Here is a 20,948-nt window from a genome sequence, read left to right as displayed (position 1 = left end):
ATGAAAACAATAATCGCAGAAAAACCAAGCGTAGCCCGAGAAATAGCCGGACTTGTGGGAGCATCCGATAAAAAGGACGGCTACCTGACAGGGAACGGCTATTTTGTTACGTGGGCATTCGGTCATTTAATAGGATTGGGAATGCCCGAAGAGTACGGCATTTCGGGGTTTGATAAGGCATCATTACCAATACTCCCAAATACTTTTTTGCTGACCGTCCGGAAAGTGAAAAAAGACAAAGGTTATACAGCCGATACAGGAGCGTTAAAGCAACTGAAAGTCATCGAACAGCTTTTTAACCGTAGCAGCAGTATCATTGTAGCCACCGATGCAGGTCGTGAGGGCGAACTCATTTTCAGGTATATTTATGAATACCTGAAATGCAACAAGCCTTTTGAACGTCTTTGGATAAGCTCACTAACTGAAAAAGCTATAAAACAAGGGTTTGACAATCTAAAAGACGGTGCAGCATTTGACGGACTGTATCAGGCGGCGCAAGGCAGAAGCCGTGCCGATTGGCTCGTGGGCATCAATGCTACACAAGCATTGAGCATAGCCGCAGGAAATGGAATTTATTCGCTCGGAAGAGTACAAACACCTACGCTGGCATTGATATGCAAACGCTATCTGGAAAACAAAAATTTCTCGGTAACGAAATATTGGCATATACAGTTATCGCACAACAAAGAGCTGATAGATTTTAAAAGCATTTCCAAAACCAAATGGGAAGACCAAAAACTTGCCGATGATACGCTTAAAGCCATTCAGCGAAACGAAACAGCAACGGTTACGTCCGTAGAAACCAAAAGTGTTACAGAGCAACCTCCTTTATTGTTCGACCTTACCGGATTACAAAAGGAAGCCAACAAAAAGCTGAACCTTTCTGCCGAAGAAACGCTCAATATTGCCCAAAGCCTCTACGAAAAGAAGTTTATCACATACCCACGCACTGGAAGCAAATATATTCCCGAAGATGTTTGGGCTGAAATACCCAACCTCGTAAGGGCTTTGCAGGATAGGGAAACCTACAAGCAAGCCGTATCTAAAATGAAATGGGGACGGTTCAATAAACGTATTGTAAATGACCTGCGTGTTACCGACCACCACGGATTATTGATTACTGATAAAATCCCGTCTGCCCTGAACGCAAAGGAAAATTCCATTTATGATATGATTGCCTTTCGATTGCTCGAAGCCCTTTCACAAGCCTGCATCAAAGCGATAACCGATGTAGGTTTACAGGCATTGCATTATGATTTTACAGCAAAGGGTTGTAAGGTTTTAGAAGCAGGCTGGCGTTCCATCAAAGGCAGTTTCTCCGATGATGATACCGAACCTGTACAGGATTTGCCAGAACTAAAAAAAGGTGATGAACTTAAAATCAAAGAAGCCTCTGTTTTAGAAAAGAAAACCAAACCACCCGTACTTTATACCGAAGCAGGGCTTTTGTCGGCTATGGAAACTGCCGGAAAGGAAATGGAAAATGAAGACGAACGGAAAGTATTGCAAAATATAGGTATTGGCACTCCGGCTACAAGAGCCGCAATAATCGAAACCCTGTTTACCCGCAATTATATCCAACGGGATAAGAAATCTTTAATCCCGACTGAAAAGGGATTGCAGGTTTATGAGTTGGTCAAAGAACGTAAAATTGCAGACGTTGCAATGACTGCCGAATGGGAACTCGCATTGCAAAAAATCGAAAACAACGAAGCGGATGCAGAGGCTTTTCAAAAGGAAATGGAAAACTATGCTTCATCCATTACAAATGAATTGTTGCAAACTTCCATTGCTCAAAACAACCTGCCTAAATTGGTTTGCCCGAAATGCAGAAGTCAACAACTCATTATCCGTGATAAGATTGTCAAATGTTCTGATGAGGATTGTAATTGGATACAGTTCCGCAATGTGTGTGCCATACAAATCGGTATAGCCGATATTGAAAGCCTTGTCAGCAAAGGGAAAACTTCACTCATCAAAGGAATGACAAGCAAAGCCGGAAAGAAATTCGATGCATACATCGTGTTGAATGAGGATTACAAAACTTCCTTTGAATTTGCCAAAAATAAAAGCTACAAAAAGTAATGGAAAATAAGCCTACCATTAGCCAGATGGAAATCAAGAACCTAATATATACCATACGTGGCAAGCAAGTGATGCTGGATAGCGACCTAGCTTCATTATATCAGGTGGAAACCAAGAACCTCAACAAAGCCGTAAAAAGAAATATTGAAAGGTTTCCTGCTTCTTTTTGCTTTCAACTGACCGAAGAGGAAGTTGAAAACTTGAGGTTCCAATTTGGAACCTCAAGTTTGAGCTATGGAGGAAGACGTTATTTGCCTTATGTTTTCACCGAACAAGGCATTGCAATGGCTTCTGCTATACTCCGTTCAGATATAGCGGTCAAAGTCAGTATTGAAATTATGGAAGCTTTTGTAGAAATGCGAAGAATGCTTATTAGCAACGCTTCTTTGTTTCATCGTTTGGATAAGATTGAAATTAAACAACTGGAAGCCGACCAGAAATTTGAAGAAATCTTTAAGGCTTTGGAAAGCGATAAACTCCATAACGAAAAGGGAATTTTCTACAACGGACAAATTTTTGATGCCTATACCTTTGTTTCCGATATTATCAGAAGTGCCAAAACCTCCATTATCCTTTTGGATAATTATGTGGATGATACAGTACTGACTTTATTGGGCAAACGGAATGCCAATATAACTGCCACCATCTATACCAAAAATATCAACAATCAGTTACGGCTGGATTTGCAAAGGTACAACAGCCAATATCCCCAGATTGAAATTGAAATTTTCTCTGATACTCACGATCGTTTTTTGATAATTGACGATACGGAACTTTACCATATTGGAGCATCACTGAAAGATTTGGGCAAAAAATGGTTTGCCTTTTCGAGAATGGATATTGAGGTTGGAAGGATGTTACAAATTTTGTATAAACAATAAACCCTCTGATAATTAAGAGGGTTTCGTTTTGAATTGATCCTTATTAATAAGTTGTACGAGTGTTTTCTACAGAAAAATCAGATGTAGCAAAATAGCAACTACCTTTGTTTAACACTAAAACAAGCAATTATTAAGGTGTTAGCTGCAGTTATTTTTTCCTTTTCTTGAGTTTGTTCAATCTGTAATTGCAAGACCTATATTCGACATATTCGATTTTATGTTCAGATAGAAGCTGTACAATTATTTCTCTTGTTTTATCTTCACCAAGTCCAATTTTTTCGCCAAGGTCAATTTCATTTAGTTGACCATCATTTTCGATTAGTGCTTTGTAATATACTTCTTTAATTTCCATAAGTTATTTTTTTTGAACAGCTATCATCATATGTGGGCTAAAAGGTAAAAGATAACTGTCATTTTCTGTGATTTTAATAAGTTCTAATAATGTTTTTTTCTTTTTGTTATTCAACATACTTGCAAAGTATTCTTTATCCAACCAAGCCATTCCTTCAACAGCATAAGTATTAATATGGGTTAATTCATGATTTATAAACTCGTCTTTTAGTTGTTCAGGTTTATGATAATATGCTTCTGCTAAAAGCCAAGGGAAATCATTTGGTGGATTATGTATTCCTGATGTCAATTCTTCTTTGCACATTTCAAAAAATGAATTTTTATGAATTAGTCCATTTAAAAGACCGACCAAAGTTGATGCGGTATAATTAATGGCAAAAGCTAATATAATTCCGTCATTTTTCAGAACTCGTTTAGCTTCACTAATGGTTAAAGCTCTGTCTTCTTTTTTTTGAAGATGATAAAGTGGTCCGTGAAGTATTATTAAGTCGGCAAAATTATTTTTAAATTCTAATTTCCGAGATTCACCCAATTGAACAGAAAATTTGTTTTTTAATTTATTCGCTCTATTTTGGGCTAACTTAATATGTTTAGGAACTGGTTCTATTAAATGAACTTGATGTCCTTTTTTTGCAAGCCATTCTGAATATTTTCCTGTACCGCCTCCAATATCAATTATTTTTGACGATGTAGATGGGATATATTTTTCTATAAGTGATTTAATTCTTTCAAATTCAAATATGCCCATTCCTTTATCAAGTCTGTTTTCTTCTGATGCATTATTATAAAATACTTCTATATTTCTGCTTATTAACTGTTTACTGTTCATTTTTAATCATTGTATTATCATCACTTATTGAAATATTGAACACATTGCAAAGTGATAAAGCAATCGATTTGTAATCAATTGTTTTTGTTTAAGATTGGATGAAATAACTGGATATGATTATCTGCGCATTAAAAAATCAGAAGATTTTATGCATTAATTGCTCGTTTTGTCGAGCTTGTCTTTTTGAGAAAGACACAGATAATATGTTAATTAGTAAATCAGACTACAAAGATAGAGATTCTGAATTAATTTTTTCGAGTTCGAGTTTTTTTTATTACATGTAATCTTTAAATATAAGCAATGCGTATATTTTATATGCAAACTTAAAAAGCTCATTTGTCAACCACAAAAATACGAATTAATTCCTCCTTCATTTACGAACTTACGCCAAACTCTTCCTCTCAAAGCCAAACCCTACCACTTTAACAAAGGCTCTTCTAAACTGCTATAATTTTAAAATTCTAAACAAAATTATAGTATGGATACACAACAAAAAGACCTATCGTATTTCAGGTTACGACTGCAAGGGTTATTAAACACCAGCTTTCCCGAAAAAGCATACGACCAAAAGTTTATAGACCAGCGTTCCTCGTGGGCCGCCAATGCCTACGAGGGTGCTTTTCGTTCTGGAAATACTATTGAGCAATGCAACGAAATAGCCAATTATATCCTGTTTGAAAAACTGCATTTCTCCAAATTCGATACCGTGTTTCAGGTGGTATGCAATGAGTTCGACTCTATAATGGCAGACGAGGAACTGCGACCGTTTGCCCTTAAAATGTTCCCAGTTTGCGAGCCTGTTTTCTCCAACTATAAACTAACCGATGACTTCGCATACGGTTATGAGTTTGACCTGCTCTATACCGAAATAACAGGAACCATCGCTATATGGATAACCGAAAATGGGCTTCAGTAAAAAGCAACATCTCCAACAGAATATTAATGCCCTGCGAATTGCTTTTAAACTGGAAAAGGAGAAACGACAAGCCACCGTAGGCGAAAGACTGCTAATGATGCAATACAGCGGATTTGGCGGTCTTAAATTCGTGTTGAACCCCATAGCGAACGAAATAGACATCAATAATTGGAGAAAAACAGAACACGACCTTTTCCCGATTACGCAGGAACTACACCAGCTACTCAAAGAAAATTCCGAAGACGAAAAGCAATACCGCAGGTATGTGGATAGTATGAAAAGCTCTGTACTGACAGCTTTTTATACACCGCCACAGGTCATAGATGCGGTTTCCTCCGTATTGCGTGAAAGCGGTCTGAACATCGATAAATTCCTCGAACCCTCCGCAGGTATCGGCTCATTCATACAATCCTTTTTGGAAAACCAACAAAGTGTTACCGCTTATGAAAAAGACTTGCTGACAGGCAAGATTTTAAAACGGCTTTATCCCGAAAGCAATATCCGTGTAAGTGGTTTTGAAGAAATCCCCGACAAGGAACAAAACAGCTATGATGTAATCGCCAGCAACATACCGTTTGGAGACACTTCCGTTTTTGACCTTTCCTATTCCCGAAGCAAGGACAGTGCAAAAGTACTGGCTGCCCGAAGCATACACAATTACTTTTTCCTGAAAGGTGCTGATATGCTCCGTGAGGGTGGTTTGTTGGCTTACATTACTTCGCAGGGCATTCTGAATAGCCCAAAGAACGAGCCGATACGCAGGGCGTTGATGCAGGATAATAATTTAGTTTCGGTTGTCCGCTTACCCAACAGCCTGTTTACGGAATATGCAGGTACGGAAGTCGGAAGCGACCTGATTATCCTGCAAAAGAATACGGCAAAACAAAATCTGACCGAAAGGGAAGATCTGTTTTGCCAAAGCAGGCAAACAGAATATAATACTCCGGGCAATGCACTCTTTCAGGACAATACAAGAATTGTACATACCGACCGGAAATTAGATACCGACCCTTACGGACAGCCTGCACTCATCTATATGCATAAAGGCGGGGTTGCCGGAATTGCCAAAGACCTCAAACGAATGCTTTCGGATGATTTTGGAAAACATCTGAATTTGAGTTTATATAAAGGCGAACTGAACGATGAGTCAATAACACAAATTCCCGCTACTCCCAAAGTTAGACCTCCAATTGTCGAACCTGTAACCATTCGGCAGGAAATACAACCTATATCAGTTCCGATAATAAATCGGGAAAGTCCGCAGGAATTAAAGCAACTAAGCATTTTTGACTTGTTTCAAAATATGGACGAACCTGTAATGGTTCTTGCTACGCCCAAAAGAACACCACAAGTTAAAAGACAAAGCACCAACAAGAGAAGAGGTGCAGTAGGTCGCCAACCTGACCTGTTCAGTAGTGCGATGCAGCAACCTTTTACGCCGCCTGTTACTAATAGAGCCACCAATGGAAATACATCTATCAATGGTAAAAAACAGGAAGCTATCGGCGACCTGTTTTCACAAATAAACGGGAATGGCCAAGCTGATAAGCCAGCCGTTCCCGATACCATTCCCGAATCTGCTACTTATAGTGGCGAACTGGAATCGTACCACCGTAACGATTGCCTTGTTGTGGATAATGGTTGGGTCGGTCATCTGCAAGATGTAGATACATCAGACGGTATGGCAGTTTTCCACCCTTTGCAGCTACCACCTTTACAAAGAGCAAGAGCCGAAGCGTACATAGCTGTACGTGATGTTTACCAAGAGCTTTACAATAAAGAGGCAACGTTGCAGACTGAACAAAAAGAAGAAAGGGAAAACCTTAACCTCCTTTATGATGCCTTTGTCAAAAGGTATGGAAACCTCAATAGTGCCAATAATATCAAGCTCATTAAAATGGATAGTTCCGGCAAGGAAATCCCTTATTTGGAGCGTGTCGTTGGTGGCGTGGTACACAAAGCGGATATATTCAGCCGTCCGGTAAGTTTCTCCACCTTAACAATAACAACGGACAATCCCGAAGAAGCGTTAGCGGCTTCGCTGAACAAATATGGAAATGTGGATTTGGACTATATGTCCGAAATCAGCGGTATGACCGATGATGCTTTGAAAGAAGCATTACACAGTCGTATTTACTACAATCCTTTGCAAAAGGAATATGAAATAGCCGAACGCTGGGTTGCAGGAAACGTAGTAGAGAAAGCTCAAGAGGTACAGAACTACATTGAAAACAATCCCAATGATACCGAAGCCAAAACAAGCCTTACCGTTTTGGAAGAAGCCCGACCAAGACGAATTGAGTTTGAGGAACTCGATTTTAATTTAGGCGAACGCTGGATACCCACTGGTATTTATGCCCGCTTTGCTTCACATCTTTTTGATACGGACGTACTGGTTCATTATTCTGAAAGTTCGGATGACTTTTCAGTAAAGTGCGACCGTAAGAATTTGCATATATGGGAAAAATACGCTGTCAAAGCTGAAAGCCGGACGTTTGACGGGATTGCCTTGCTCAAACACGCCCTTGTCAATACCACCCCCGATATTACCAAAAAAATCACGGTTGGCGACCAAGAGGTCAAAGTACGGGATATGGAAGCCATACAAATGGCGAACACAAAGATTGACGAAATCCGTACCGCCTTTACCGAATGGCTCCACGCCCAAAACGATGGGTTTAAAAACAGGCTGACGGGCCAATACAACGACACTTTTAATTGTTTCGTCCGACCAAACTATGACGGAAGCCATCAGGATTTTCCGGGACTGGACCGCAAAGCATTGGGCATCGAAGACCTGTATTCAAGCCAAAAGGATACCGTTTGGATTATAAAGCTGAACAATGGTGCTATCTGCGACCACGAAGTAGGTGCAGGAAAAACGTTGGTAATGTGTACCGCCGCACAGGAAATGAAGCGTTTGGGATTGGCTCACAAGCCGATGATTATAGGGCTGAAAAGCAATGTTCACGAAATTGCCGAAGCCTACCGCACTGCTTACCCACACGCCAAGATCCTGTTTCCGGGCAAAGAAGATTTTACACCACAAAAACGTCAGCGGATATTTGGCGATATTAAAAATAACGATTGGGATTGTGTGATACTGACACACGACCAATTCGGGATGATACCGCAATCGCCCGAAATTCAAAAGGAAATCCTCGAAATAGAACTGGGCAGCGTGGAACGAAACCTCGATGCGTTACAATCGCAAGGCAAAGAAGTGACCAGAGGAATGCTTGCCGGAGTAATCAAGCGGAAAGAAAACCTTGAAGTCAAACTCAAAACCCTGCAACACGATATTGAAAACCGCAAAGATGATGTGGTAGATTTTAAAATGATGGGCATTGACCATTTGTTCGTAGATGAAAGTCATCAATTCAAAAACCTGATGTTCAACACACGGCATACGAGGGTTGCCGGATTGGGCAATGTGGACGGAAGCCAAAAGGCGATGAACTTGCTCTTTGCTATCCGTACCATTCAGGAACGCATCAATGCGGATATGGGGGCAACTTTCCTTTCTGGCACAACTATCAGTAATTCGTTGACGGAACTGTACTTATTATTCAAATACCTGCGACCAAGAGCATTGGAAAAACAGGGTATTCACTCTTTTGATGCGTGGGCAGCTATCTACGCAAGAAAAACGACCGATTATGAATTTTCGGTAGCGAACAATATCGTAGCCAAAGAGCGTTTCAGATACTTTATCAAAGTACCAGAGCTTGCCCAATTCTATTCTGAAATTACGGATTACCGAACAGCAAAGGATATAGGTATTGACCGCCCCAACAAGAACGAGGTACTTTACAATATACCGCCTACACCTGACCAGGAAGAATTTATCCAAAACCTGATGCAGTTTGCCAAAACAGGCGATGCGACCTTATTAGGAAGAGAACCTTTATCACAAAGTGAAGAAAAAGCAAAGATGCTCATCGCTACGGATTATGCCCGTAAAATGTCGCTTGATATGCGTATGGTAAGCGGTGCGTATGATGACCACCCCGACAACAAGGCTTCGCATTGTGCGGCAAACATTGCCAAGTACTACAACCAATACAACGCACAAAAAGGGACGCAGTTCGTTTTCTCTGATTTGGGAACATATAAGCCCAGCGAATGGAATGTGTACTCCGAAATCAAACGCAAGCTCGTGGAAGACCACGGCTTGCCTATGCACGAAGTCCGTTTTATACAGGAAGCCAAAAATGATAAACAGCGTAAGGAGCTTATCAAAGGAATGAACGAGGGAAAAATCCGTGTGCTGTTCGGTTCTACAAGTATGTTGGGCACAGGTGTCAATGCACAGAAAAGAGCCGTTGCCGTTCATCATCTGGATACGCCGTGGCGACCAAGCGACCTTGCCCAAAGGGATGGCAGAGCTGTTCGTAAAGGCAATGAGATTGCCAAATTCTTTGCAGACAATAAAGTAGATGTGATTATCTATGCTGTAGAAAAATCATTGGATAGCTATAAGTTTAACCTGCTGTACAATAAACAGCTATTCATTGACCAATTAAAAAACAATAATCTTGGCAAACGGACTATTGACGAGGGCAGTATGGACGAAAAATCAGGAATGAATTTTTCGGAATATGTGGCTATCCTTTCTGGAAATACCGACCTGTTGGATAAAGCCAAATTAGAAAAACAGATTGCCGGATTGGAAAGCGAAAAACAGGCGTTCAACCGTTCAAAGTATAGTGCGAAGTACAAATTGGAAGACTATAAGGCTGAACTTGATAAAGCCCAATCCCGCTTTGACCGAATGAGCCTTGATTGGAATAATCTGCAAGGGCGAATCAAAAAACGTTCGGACGGTACAATGGCAAATCCTGTACAGTTGGATGGTTTGCCGCCCAATGCGGATATCAAACAAATCGGTGCAAAACTCAATCAGCTTGCGGACAAAGCCCGTACAGGAGGTCAGTATGTAGAAATTGGCAGCTTGTACGGATTTACTTTGTTGGTCAAAACCGAAATGTCTGAAAAAGAAGGCTTGGATATTCGGATAAACCGTTTCTTGGTTGAAGGCGAAGGAAACATAAAATATACTTACAATAATGGTATCATTGCCAAAGATGAAAAATTAGCGTCCTTGAATTTCCTTAATGCGTTGGAAAAACTACCTGCTTATATCGAACAGGAACAAAAGAAAATTACTGAAACACAAAAAGACCTGCCTGTTCTTCATGAAGTGGTAAACGGTACGTGGTCTAAGGAAAACCGATTGAGTGAACTCAAAACAGAACTGGCTGCCGTTGAGCGGAAGATACAATTGTCTATCTCGCCTGAAACTAAAGAAGAACCACTGGAACAAACCGAAAAACAGAAAGAAGCCCCAAAGGTTTCTGAAAGTATTGTACAGACAAAAGGTATTCAATTACCCAGGGGTGTATTGTGACTTGTACTGTATTTGCAAAATAAAAAAGCTGGCAAATAATGACCAGCTTTTTTCATATACTTCCATTGGCTATTCTTTTTGTACCAAATGCTGCAAATTTGGGTCGTTTTTGATACGCTCCAATTCGGTTTCGATAATCTGTACAATGTCTTGTTTTATTTGACGGTAATTGCTTTCAATCTGTTGTTTCATTTTATCATCGCCCTGCTCATCTACAAAGGATAAAATATGCGGTATCTTTTGATAGGCTTTTGCTTCGGAAGCTACCTTTTCATTATTCACCACGATTTCAGCGTGAAATATTTTTTGTTCGATACGTTCATCGAAGTTATCTGATACAGATCCAACAAACATACCCTGAGTAAGCGTTGAAATTTTGGAAGCCGGAATAAGGCTGTCTAACTGTGTGGATATAGAAGTTGATTTATCGTTACGGTTAATAGTCAGACTTTGGCGTTTCTGCAACACTTTTCCGAACCTTTCCGAAAGGCTCTTTGCCGTTTCGCCAACCACCTGACCACTGAAAATATTACCTACTGTATTCTGAATAACTTTGCTCTCTTTGTCGCCGTAATCCCTTGTTAATTGCGAAAAATCCTGAAAGCCCAAACAAACTGCCACCTTATTACTTCTTGCCGTTGCGATAAGGTTATCCAGCCCTCTAAAGTAAATCGTGGGTAGCTCATCTATAATAACGGAACTCTTTAATTGCCCTTTTTTGTTGATGAGCTTTACAATTCTTGAATTGTACAAACCCAATGCAGCCGAATAAATATTCTGGCGGTCAGGATTATTACCTACACATAAAATCTTCGGCTCTTTTGGATTGTTGATGTCCAACGAAAAATCATCGCCTGTCATTACCCAATAGAGTTGCGGCGAAATCATTCTTGATAAAGGAATTTTTGCCGATGCTATTTGTCCTTGTAACTGATCTTGTGCCCCTCCTTGCCACGCATCCATAAAGGGAGACAGATAATTCTCCAAATCAGGATATGAAGTTAAAATAGTAAATACATCCGAATACTTTTTATTTAGCAATTCGATAGCGTGTGGGAAAGTGCAATACTTACCGTTCTGGTATATTTTCAGATACCAAATTATTGCTGCCAATAGGATAATTGGGCTTTCCACGAAAAAATCCCCTTGCTTCTGTATCCAGCTTCGATTAAGGTTCAGCATAATGGTATATGCTGCTTCATAAGCATCAGAAATGTCTGTCATAAAGTCGGGATTGAGTGGATTGCAACGGTGGCTCTTGCGTGGGTCATCAAAATTTATCACGTAGAATTTGGGCTGAACTTTGTACTTATCCCGATGCTTCAATAGATGATTGTAGGCAATGGTAGAAAGGTCGTCAAATTTGAAATCGTAGATGTACATTGAGAACCCTTTCTCAATCTGTTGCTTGATATAGTTGTTTACGATTGCGTACGATTTTCCTGAACCTGGAGTTCCCAACACAATCGAGGCTCGAAAAGGATTGACTATGTTAATCCAGCCATTGTTCCATTTTCCTTTGTAATAAAACTTTGTGGGAAGATTGACGGAGTATTCGTTTTCCATCAATTTAGTTTCCTGATGAAAACTCTCGTTCTCATTATTGAAAACATCATCCATCAGATTGGTACGGAGCAATCGGCCCATCCAAACTCCGGCTACCATTAAAAAGATATAACCTAAACTTGTGGTAAGGATATAAAGGATTGTGGCGGTGTTTATTGATAGCCTTAATAAAGGTGCATTCAGAAAAAACAGGATAAAGCCAATCCCCAAAGCCACATAAATTTTAGACCAGGTTATTTTATCATTCTTTACGCCTTTTGTACCTAAACAGCTTAATGCCAACATTACCAAGGCAAACAGTTTGGTATATAAGGTGTGCGAAAATAGTCCAGCCGTACGCTGAAAATTACCTAATATTTTGTTGATTACTTCTAAAGTCCAGTGACGTTCTATAAAGAAACCATAGCAGAACCAATAAAGGTGCATCAGTACCAAAAGGATACTTACTGCCCGCATAAAAGCCATTATTTTGGCTAAACCTCTTAAATCGTCTTCTCCCTGCATTATTTATTAGTTTTAATGTTCGGGCGTGAATTTAATGGCTCTAAATAGTTACTATAAGAATGTGGCAGTTAATGGCAGTGCGTGGCCGTGTTTGGCTTATTTCTATCTTTGACGTTTTCTTTTCTTCTTCATTTTGTTGGCAAAATCCTGTTCCTCGTAATCTTCGCCCCGGTCTTCGGGCAACAATCCACCTAACGCCTCAATCAAGCCGTCTTCGTGTTTTTCAGAAGTATTCAGGAAGTCGAACAAATGATGTGGTTCTTCAGTAGGTAGTTCTGCTTCATGAGGTCCTGATATTTTCGATTGTGGTTCAACAGGCTCTTTAATTTCCAGTTTGATATTATTGTTCCAACAATCATTAAATGTATTGGCAGAAAGTTCCTTTCCCAATCGTGAGCCGTTCCAAACCGTTTTAGAATTATGGTCTATAAAAGTTATTCCGTAAATACGTCCTGTGTCATTTCTACGAACCACTACATTAATGCCCTGTTCGCTTAACCATTTTTTAAAAGCCTGCTCATCACTTGTTGACTTTAGGGCAATGGTAACGGCAGCTTTAATGGTTGGCTTTGTCGGGTGAGCTTTTAAAGCCTCTTTATTTTTTGCAAAATGTAATTCCAAAGTCGGTAACCCTGCGTTCTTTCCGAAAAGCGAAGCCTTAAACGGATGCCCGGCTCTATCCCCTTTTGCATTTAAGGGAATGTACAGTAAACCTTGCCGTAACTGCCCCTGCAATTCACCCTCTACTTTTTCGGTGGTAACATTGAACAGGGAAAGCAGAGCATTGTATTCTCCCAAAGTTTGGCATTGATAATAGTTCGGCAGGTGTCGGACTACTGAAGCTATCTGACTTTTCACATCGCCTGCTTTATAATCTACCTGCCGGAAAACCTTGTCGTTCTGCCGATGCTCCTTTTCCGTTGCGGGTATCAAATCTTGTTTCCTTTCGAGTTCACGGCACACTTTCATAGACCGCATTTTTTCGAACTTGTCCGAAATCTTTTTGCCCTCCGCGTCCACACAAACTGATACAATATGGATATGACTGCGGTCAATATCAGTATGTTTAAAGACTATAAAAGGTTGTTCACCGTAACCCATTTCACGCATATACTTCTCTGCCATTTCCCTGAACTTGTCATCACTTACCTTGTCTTTTGGGTCGGGATTGAGTGAAATATGCAACGTATGTTTCTCGGTATTGCGGTTGGATATCAGGTAAGGTGCAAAAGATTGTGCTAATTGGGCAACGGAATAGAGGCCGTGAGGTGTTTCTATCATTTTATTGGTAAACAAAATTTTTCCGTTTTCATTTACCACTTTAAGATGATTGTACGCCAAAGCCCCGTGTAAATTTCCGCTTTTTCCGATTTTCGCTATCATTTCTAAGGCTATTTTTTCATATACTTCGCATCAAATTCTTCGGTTAGCTGAATGATTTTTTGGCATAGCATCGCCATTTCAGCCGTCTGTTTTTCCAATTTGTACAGGAATGCCGCGGCTTTTTTCTCGGAAAAATTCTTGTACAGCAGCTTTAAAATCTGGTTATAGTTTATACCTACGGAACGAAACTGGCTGTGAAAAGAAGTCAGTCGCATATAAAAATCAACCGTTCCCTTGTCAATTTTAACCGATTTCATTTCCTTACTAAACAGCAGGTAAATAATAAACTTTGCTTTATTGGGCATTCCCGATGCTTCAAAAAGCGATAAAAGTTTGGCGTTTTCTTCGTCCGTAAGGCGGAAAACGTGGCGGTGGATGCTTGGGTCGGTCTTAGCTCTCCGTCCGCCCTTATTCTGTTTTTTGTTATTGTTCTCGTTCATCACTAATTCATTTTAAATTCACACAAAAACGCTGACTTCGGAAAGACGTTTTTTAAGCTCCAAGCAGGGCAAGTTGTTTTGAGGCACTAACTCGGTTTCGAGTGCCTTAAAACACAACTTGCCGTGTTCTGTTGAACACAAAAATCCGCCCTGCGGGACGGATTAAATGTAACAGGGAAAAACGGCTCGATGCCGTTCCCGTTACCCTTCGATTTGTCAAAAGAATTTTGCATAAATCCATTAATAAAAATCATTGTACAAAGTAAAGCCCTGTTTACGAAAGCATTGTACTGCGTAGCAGTGCCAAACACTGCCTTTGAACGCCAAACACTGCCACACCGCAATCAGCAAGCAAATCAATCGCTTTATTTGCCGTATAATTTTAGTGCAGGTAGTAAAAAATGTATCTAAACAAAGAAGAAAATCAGGTTTGCAAACAGGCAGTTTGGAATAAAAGCATAAGGTTTTAAAAGCATAAAACAATAAAAATGTAAAAGCATAAAAGCGGTAAAGCAATTTACCTGTTGCAAGGTTTGCCACTTGCCAAAGAATGTGCCTTACAAGGCAAAAATGAAAGCAGATACCTGTGCAGGAAAGTACCCAAAAGGGAATGCAGGAATATAGGAATGAGGTAATAATCAGATAAACCAATATTCAATCCTACAAAACAGATAAAGTGTGTAACAATAAATTTTTAAATAATGGAAACAACAAAGAAAACTTTAAAAATCAGCTTCTCCACCCAAAAGGGCGGTGTGGGAAAATCCACGATGACCACCTTGCTGGCAAGTGTGCTTCATTACCGTTTAGGTTTTAATGTACTGGTGATGGACTGCGACTTTCCACAACACAGCCTGACCAATATGCGTGAAAGGGATAAGAGAACCATAATGCAGAACGACTACCATAAAAAGGCAGCAATGAAGCAGTTTCAAACCATCAACAAAAAAGCGTACCCGATTATTAAATGCAAGGCTGAAACGGCTTTGGATAAAGCATCGGAATATACAAGCCAGTCGGCGGTTGAACCGGATGTGGTTTTCTTCGATCTGCCCGGAACAGCCAATACCAAAGGCGTACTGACTACCTTGAAAAAAATGGACTTTATCTTTTCGCCCATTACTGCCGATCGTTTGGTAGTGGAAAGTACATTGGGCTTTACCAAGGCCTTTCTCGGACTTCCCCAAACGGACGAGGGAAATCCCGAACAAGAGATGTGGCTATTTTGGAACCAAGTGGACGGGAGGGAAAGAACAGGATTGTATGATGCTTATCAAAATGTTATCAAAGAACTCAACCTGCCCATAATGGAAACAAGAATAATGGACAGCAAACGTTTCCGAAAGGAAACAGACGACACAGGCAGTTATGTGTTCCGATCAAGTTTGCTGCCTGCCGAACCACAGTTAATGAAAGCAACCAAAATGGATTTGTTTGTCGAGGAATTTTTAAAAATCACTCATCTATAAAAGCATTAAACTATGAGTTCAGATAACAAAAACAACGATTTTGAAAAGCCCAATGTTGATGAGGAATACCTTATGAACGTCATAAGCGGCGATGAGCCTGTTGCTCCACCGACCATTAACAAAAAGCAGGACGTACCAAAAGAAAACAAGCCCAGGGAAAAAGCCCGTAACAGTTTATCAAAGAAAGCGGACTATGAGGAAACGTTTTTGGTCAATCGGTTTCCGTCCGGTCGTAACGGCAAGGTCGTTTACATACGCCCTGAATACCACGAAAGATTGCTGCGTATTGTACAATTAACAAGGGAGGAAAGAACAACGCTCTACTCATACATTGACAATATTCTTGACCACCACTTCAAGGAGTTCGGGGAAGATATTACAGATTATTTCAACGACCATTTTAAACCCATTTTGTAGCTATGGAAATAGTAATTGTGATATGCCTGCTGATAGTCATTGTCCTGCTTTTACAAGATAAGATTGTCATTCATAAAAGGTCAAAACAAGAACCTCCGCAGAAGAAAGTCAATCCGAACCTGCCCGATATTATGGGGCAACCCAAACCTGTAGAACGCCTTTCAGTGCCAAACACTGCCAATGAACGCCAAATTGAGGAACCGGAGATAAACCCTGCTAATTTAGACATTGAATACGACGAAAATGAAAACGTAAGTGCTCAAATTCCGCAGGAAGAGCTGGACGAAGTTTTCAGTAATATGCCTGATTTGGAGGAAGAGGAAGAAGATTGGAACAGGTACGGAATATCCGGTGGCGATGACGGTTTTGCCCAAGGGGTTACCTTTGAAGAACTAAGCTCCGTGGGGATGTTGCTCCAAAAAGAAGAATTGGAACCAGCCCAAAAGGAAACAGCGATAGCCATAGTTCAAAAAATACAGGGAACCGAATTATTCAGCCTATTGGAAAATTCTATGGAAGATGCTTCCCGAAGAATAGCCGAGCTTTTGGATAGCACCCTTTCATCTGAAACGGAAGACAGTTCTTCCACTTTGCGGAAAAATGATTTGAGTGATTTTGACATTGGGGAGTTTGTATGAGCAAACTCCCTATTGTTTTTTTAAGAATAAGGTTAACTAATATCAATTACATTGTCCTCTCCAAACCATACTTTGGCTTTCGCTATTACGTCTGCATCAGGATTGTGAAAAAAAACTGTTAAGTTCTCTTTTGCCCTTGTACAACAAACGTAAAATATTTTTTGAGTTCTATCCAATACACTTGCAGAACCTGTACCTAAGAATAGATTTCCAAAGTTATAATTGTTCCAACCACCATTATCAAGTATAACCAAAACATTATCAAATTCTGTTCCTTTGGTTTTGTGCTGTGTTGAAAATGGTGTTTGTCCTTCAAGGTATTCATATAGTTTTTGAAATTCACTAAACTTAACATCCTTCACTCGATTATACAAATACTCTTTGTTCTCTTTAAAGGCAATTAGCTTATCATCAATCAAACAAATTCTCTTTTCGTTAGCATCATTAACGACTTGTTCAATTGTATTATCTCCAACATTCACAAGGCTTTCAATATTTTCTTTTAAGGCTTTTTTGCTTGCGATACTTGTTATTTTAAAATGATAATCTGTGGCTCTTAAAAACTCATTGTACTTTTTATTTTGATACAGAGAAATATTATTCTGAATTTTAAATAAGTGTTTTACAAGATTATCTCTTTTTGAACCTTTCTTGTTTTCATCATCTTTGTCTTGCTTTTTATCATCAAGTAATTGGTCTTTGTCAACATACATTTTGGAAAATTCAGAGTATTTTAATGATTTCGCATAATTATACAATTCAGCATTACCATCAATAAAAACCTGCATTGTATTTGTAGGACGAACTGCGTTTAACTCTCTACCACCTTTTCCTTGCTGTAATGCTTCAATTACTTCTCCAAATGTATTTTCTGAAAAGTCAGCAGCAACATTGTTATCTTTAATATACTTCTTAATTCTATCTCTAAAACTTAATATGTGGTCTTTATCATAAATATCCATCAAATTTCTAAAACCCGCTTTACCTGCTATTAAATTATGAGTAAGATTAAGTTCTTTAGTTTCCTTTGAATTATTAAAATCCCAAGCATAATTAGCTTCTAAAAATGCCTCAACCTTATTGATGTATCCATCAGTGGAATGTAGAAACAAAACAGTTCCTTGCTTTATTACACCACCAACCATATTAGGGGCTTTCGGGTCGGCAGATGGCTCTTGAATTATGCCATCAGTACGAAGTTTGTTCGCCAAGTCAATTACAAGTTGTGGATTTCTTCTATTTTGTTTCTTTGGAATTTCGTTTACTTTTTCTGCATCATCTCCTTTATAATCGTCTAAGTTGCCAATGCCATCTTCATAAATTGATTGCATAGCATCTCCAAAAAAGCCTATGATATTCGTTCTTTTACTTTTCTTAAAATGTGTAAGAAATGTTTCTACAACAGCTTTACTTGTATCCTGGTATTCATCAATGAATATGAATTTATATTTATCTTTTACGATGCTGCTAAGCTTGGGATATTTTTCAAAAAGATAGTTGGCTACTATGAGTAATTCATCGTGAGATATAATTCCTTCACGTATTCTAACAAACTCTTTGTACTGTACACCATCAGGTAAAACAGCATAATAATTTTCCGGTACAGGATTGACTTCTTCAATGGAAATTCTGGTTACCTCCTCATTGTTTGCTAAGGCAATAAGTGCTTCTTTAAGCTCTTTTTGAAAATGTTTAATACTATCCCATAAGAAATCGTGTATCGTAGATACATTAAGATTTTTATGGTTTACCCTTTCTTCAATTTCTTTTACTGCTGCATTAGTATAAGTCATACAAGCAACCTTAGCCGTTGGATTTTCAGCTATTGCCTGCCTAATTACGTTTACCAAGGAGTAAGTCTTTCCACTGCCTGCACCCCCGCTTAATAAAAAGTTTCTGCCATTATCAATAGATTGAAAAATTTCCCGTACTTCTGGTTCTAAATTTAATCTTCCTTCAACCATAACAAACCATTTTTAATGTAAGCCGGAATATTCCAATTACTAAACTTTTCATTACTGTGGTATAAGATATCCAAGGCAAAATGAGTTTTCTTCTTAACACAATTCGCTGCTAAAACGTAAGGACTTTTCGCATCATCATCAAAATCAGTAGCATTTTTTATCCCTTGGAAAGTATCTCTATTTTCTTTTACGAATGCTCTATTTAGGTGTATAAAGGCATCTTCAAAACTTCTTGCGTGATAGGTGCTTTCTTCCTGTTGGTAACATATACAAACTGTGGAACTCCCGACAATAATTGTTCTATTAGCAAGAGGTAAGGATTTTAAATCGTCCCAAGTTACAGCATTCAAGAAATGATTAATTGCTGAGTTACTTGTTTTAGTGCCTTCATTTACAGGACACGCTCCCCATTCGTCTTGCCCTTTTGCATTTTGACCTGTTACCTTTATAGCATCTATATCTGTTAATATCACTGATTTAATACCCAAGAAGTCAATAAATTTCTCAAAGATTTGAGAATATGCCCCAACTTCGATAATTGATATATTTTGTGATAGAAGCGGTAAGAAGGTATCTTCATTTCCTTCAGCTTCTAAACGTGAAGCCTCTTCCAAATCAACTTTTCGCATAAAAGTTGGTATCAAAATTCTTTCTGTATCTCCTTCAATAAGAACTGCTTTATCAGCAAAAAAGATTTCAGCTCTACTAATCGTTAGATATTGTTTTAAGAATTGATACTGTTTTGGGTCAGCATCATATTGAGTTCTTAAATCTTTCAGATTTTTCGCAGTTACGTTATTCTTTGCTATTGCTTTCAAATATTTAATATCATCGAAATCGCTATCTGCGACAATGTGTGATGAATGCGTTGTGATTATGTACTGTAATGGTCTGTTTATACCATCATCTCTTTTGATGCCTTCTCCAAGCAGTTTCTTTATATTTTTTATAAAGACATATTGCATTTGGGGATGGGTATGAGCTTCCGGTTCTTCTATAATAAGCAAATTAATATCTGCGGGCTTTTTATCTTTATCTTTTTTGAAATCCTGTACCAAAATTTCAATTTCAAAAATCATACTTATTAGGTTCATATAACCCAAACCGTTATAATGCTCTGGTAACTTGTGGTCATCGTGAGTGTACACCACTGTAGTATTCCCTTCAAGCAATTCTCGGTGTTGCAGTGTTGAAATAATTGCTATATCAGTGTCATTCAGCTTAACGCCACCAAAATCCTGTACTTTTTTTATTACATCTTTAAATAAGTCTTTATAGATGTCGCTTAATGTACTGTCGGTTTCTGAAAGCTGGTCTTTAAAATCTTCTGTAGCTTGGGTCTTATCGCTACTATCTTCTTTCTTTTTATAAAGGCTTGAAGTTTGTTTTGAGAGCGTATTTTCCTTTTCCTTATTTGTCACATCCCTTCTTGCACTTATGTACTTGAAGCTGATGATATCTTTTAAATTAATATTTTCACTAATAAGGTCAATAGGTTTAGTTTCGGTAATGTCGCTTGTAGCTGTATCATATTCGAAAGAGAATTTATGAATTTTAAAATAAGCTTCTAAGTTTTGCTTTAAAAAATCTTTTAGTTCCCTTGGCTTGTATTCTTTCTTCTTAACATTTTTGGCATTTTCACTGGCTGCGAAGACTGCATAGTCAGCTTTAATTTTTAAAAAATCATCATAGATTACAGTGTACTCAAAACCTAAAACAATATTATTATTATCAGGGTCTAAATCCATTAATACTCTGCTAACATTAGATAAGTCATCTGTATCGTTATATTCAATATAAATTTTCAGTTTAATGCCTTTGGGTAGGAATTCGTCGGGAACATCAGCCGACTTAATTAAATCTTCAAATTCGTTTTTAAAATCAATATTAAAGTCATCATAAGAAAATTTGCTTTTCTCATTTATAAATTTATCAAGAACTGACAGAATAGAAGTCTTTCCTGTATTGTTTTTCCCGATAACAAGAGAAAGTTCATTTTCAAGATCCATTGAGAAAGTCTTCAGTAATCGAAAATTTTCAACTTCTATTTTTTTTATCTTCATAATAGTGGTTATAGTATTTGATTAGTTTATAT

General features: G+C 38.7%; 14 protein-coding genes. 7 read left to right on the top strand and 7 right to left on the bottom strand.

From position 1 onward, the window contains the following. On the top strand, positions 1 to 2,085 hold the full coding sequence (locus tag ACMA47_RS18390; protein ID WP_072996050.1) for a type IA DNA topoisomerase: 2,085 nt from the start codon (positions 1 to 3) through the stop codon (positions 2,083 to 2,085). Then, positions 2,085 to 2,966, top strand: coding sequence for an ORF6N domain-containing protein (locus ACMA47_RS18385; protein ID WP_072996052.1), 882 nt, complete (start codon positions 2,085 to 2,087; stop codon positions 2,964 to 2,966). Before ACMA47_RS18390 ends, ACMA47_RS18385 begins: the two co-directional genes overlap by 1 nt. 148 nt (positions 2,967 to 3,114) lie before the next feature. Here the strand turns inward: ACMA47_RS18385 and ACMA47_RS18380 are convergent, their stop codons facing one another. Continuing rightward, positions 3,115 to 3,318, bottom strand: coding sequence for a hypothetical protein (locus tag ACMA47_RS18380; protein WP_072996054.1), 204 nt, complete (start codon positions 3,316 to 3,318; stop codon positions 3,115 to 3,117). A gap of 3 nt (positions 3,319 to 3,321) precedes the next feature. Beyond that, positions 3,322 to 4,146: a class I SAM-dependent methyltransferase gene (locus ACMA47_RS18375; protein WP_072996056.1), complete on the bottom strand. Its 825-nt coding sequence runs from the start codon at positions 4,144 to 4,146 to the stop codon at positions 3,322 to 3,324. Positions 4,147 to 4,624: 478 nt separating this feature from the next. On the opposite strand from ACMA47_RS18375, the gene ACMA47_RS18370 reads away from it, so the two are divergent. Together ACMA47_RS18370 and ACMA47_RS18365 are read left to right on the top strand one after the other, a co-directional pair. Continuing rightward, positions 4,625 to 5,062, top strand: a complete 438-nt coding sequence (locus ACMA47_RS18370; protein WP_072996058.1) for a DUF1896 domain-containing protein — start codon at positions 4,625 to 4,627, stop codon at positions 5,060 to 5,062. Then, a complete protein-coding gene (locus ACMA47_RS18365; RefSeq protein ID WP_413930954.1) occupies positions 5,049 to 10,472 on the top strand; it encodes an N-6 DNA methylase in 5,424 nt (1,807 codons plus the stop codon). The genes ACMA47_RS18370 and ACMA47_RS18365 overlap by 14 nt, the downstream gene beginning before the upstream one ends. Positions 10,473 to 10,541: 69 nt before the next feature. Here the strand turns inward: ACMA47_RS18365 and mobC are convergent, their stop codons facing one another. The 3 genes from mobC to mobA form a co-directional block, all read right to left on the bottom strand. Continuing rightward, positions 10,542 to 12,542, bottom strand: coding sequence for a conjugal transfer protein MobC (mobC, locus tag ACMA47_RS18360; RefSeq protein WP_070562173.1), 2,001 nt, complete (start codon positions 12,540 to 12,542; stop codon positions 10,542 to 10,544). A 102-nt stretch (positions 12,543 to 12,644) separates the two neighbouring features. After that, positions 12,645 to 13,925, bottom strand: coding sequence for a conjugal transfer protein MobB (mobB, locus tag ACMA47_RS18355; RefSeq protein ID WP_413930953.1), 1,281 nt, complete (start codon positions 13,923 to 13,925; stop codon positions 12,645 to 12,647). Between the two features lie 8 nt (positions 13,926 to 13,933). Next, entirely contained in the window at positions 13,934 to 14,365 is a 432-nt protein-coding gene (gene mobA, locus ACMA47_RS18350; RefSeq protein ID WP_072996064.1) for a conjugal transfer protein MobA, read from the bottom strand. 701 nt (positions 14,366 to 15,066) lie between these two features. Between mobA and ACMA47_RS18345 the strand changes: the two genes are divergently transcribed. From ACMA47_RS18345 to ACMA47_RS18335, 3 genes are read left to right on the top strand one after another with little or no spacing between them, the layout of a single operon-like run. Next, positions 15,067 to 15,834 carry a ParA family protein gene (locus tag ACMA47_RS18345; protein ID WP_059136912.1) on the top strand — a complete coding sequence of 256 codons (768 nt, stop codon included), beginning with the start codon at positions 15,067 to 15,069 and terminating at the stop codon, positions 15,832 to 15,834. A 12-nt stretch (positions 15,835 to 15,846) separates the two neighbouring features. Next, entirely contained in the window at positions 15,847 to 16,251 is a 405-nt protein-coding gene (locus tag ACMA47_RS18340) for a DUF3408 domain-containing protein (protein WP_026706460.1), read from the top strand. A 2-nt stretch (positions 16,252 to 16,253) separates the two neighbouring features. Continuing rightward, the gene (locus ACMA47_RS18335; protein ID WP_078781139.1) at positions 16,254 to 16,889 is read left to right on the top strand and encodes a conjugal transfer protein TraD; all 636 of its coding nucleotides are present in this window, start codon (positions 16,254 to 16,256) and stop codon (positions 16,887 to 16,889) included. Between the two features lie 32 nt (positions 16,890 to 16,921). Here the strand turns inward: ACMA47_RS18335 and ACMA47_RS18330 are convergent, their stop codons facing one another. Next, on the bottom strand, positions 16,922 to 18,853 hold the full coding sequence (locus ACMA47_RS18330) for a UvrD-helicase domain-containing protein (protein ID WP_413930952.1): 1,932 nt from the start codon (positions 18,851 to 18,853) through the stop codon (positions 16,922 to 16,924). Then, positions 18,835 to 20,916, bottom strand: a complete 2,082-nt coding sequence (locus tag ACMA47_RS18325) for an ATP-dependent endonuclease (protein ID WP_078781141.1) — start codon at positions 20,914 to 20,916, stop codon at positions 18,835 to 18,837. Before ACMA47_RS18325 ends, ACMA47_RS18330 begins: the two co-directional genes overlap by 19 nt. Positions 20,917 to 20,948 lie beyond the last annotated feature (32 nt).

Source organism: Chryseobacterium sp. T20, assembly GCF_047345655.1.
Classification (GTDB): Bacteria; Bacteroidota; Bacteroidia; order Flavobacteriales; family Weeksellaceae; genus Chryseobacterium.
Note: the sequence above shows the minus strand (reverse complement) of the source record. Positions and strands in the feature narration are given on the sequence as shown.

Coding starts and splice junctions, on each gene's coding strand:
- ACMA47_RS18370 (WP_072996058.1), top strand. CDS start 4,625: ATGGATACACAACAAAAAGACCTATCGTATTTCAGGTTACGACTGCAA.
- mobA (WP_072996064.1), bottom strand. CDS start 14,365: ATGAACGAGAACAATAACAAAAAACAGAATAAGGGCGGACGGAGAGCT.
- ACMA47_RS18325 (WP_078781141.1), bottom strand. CDS start 20,916: ATGAAGATAAAAAAAATAGAAGTTGAAAATTTTCGATTACTGAAGACT.
- ACMA47_RS18380 (WP_072996054.1), bottom strand. CDS start 3,318: ATGGAAATTAAAGAAGTATATTACAAAGCACTAATCGAAAATGATGGT.
- ACMA47_RS18385 (WP_072996052.1), top strand. CDS start 2,085: ATGGAAAATAAGCCTACCATTAGCCAGATGGAAATCAAGAACCTAATA.
- ACMA47_RS18330 (WP_413930952.1), bottom strand. CDS start 18,853: ATGGTTGAAGGAAGATTAAATTTAGAACCAGAAGTACGGGAAATTTTT.
- ACMA47_RS18365 (WP_413930954.1), top strand. CDS start 5,049: ATGGGCTTCAGTAAAAAGCAACATCTCCAACAGAATATTAATGCCCTG.
- ACMA47_RS18335 (WP_078781139.1), top strand. CDS start 16,254: ATGGAAATAGTAATTGTGATATGCCTGCTGATAGTCATTGTCCTGCTT.
- ACMA47_RS18390 (WP_072996050.1), top strand. CDS start 1: ATGAAAACAATAATCGCAGAAAAACCAAGCGTAGCCCGAGAAATAGCC.
- mobB (WP_413930953.1), bottom strand. CDS start 13,925: ATGATAGCGAAAATCGGAAAAAGCGGAAATTTACACGGGGCTTTGGCG.
- ACMA47_RS18340 (WP_026706460.1), top strand. CDS start 15,847: ATGAGTTCAGATAACAAAAACAACGATTTTGAAAAGCCCAATGTTGAT.
- ACMA47_RS18375 (WP_072996056.1), bottom strand. CDS start 4,146: ATGAACAGTAAACAGTTAATAAGCAGAAATATAGAAGTATTTTATAAT.
- ACMA47_RS18345 (WP_059136912.1), top strand. CDS start 15,067: ATGGAAACAACAAAGAAAACTTTAAAAATCAGCTTCTCCACCCAAAAG.
- mobC (WP_070562173.1), bottom strand. CDS start 12,542: ATGCAGGGAGAAGACGATTTAAGAGGTTTAGCCAAAATAATGGCTTTT.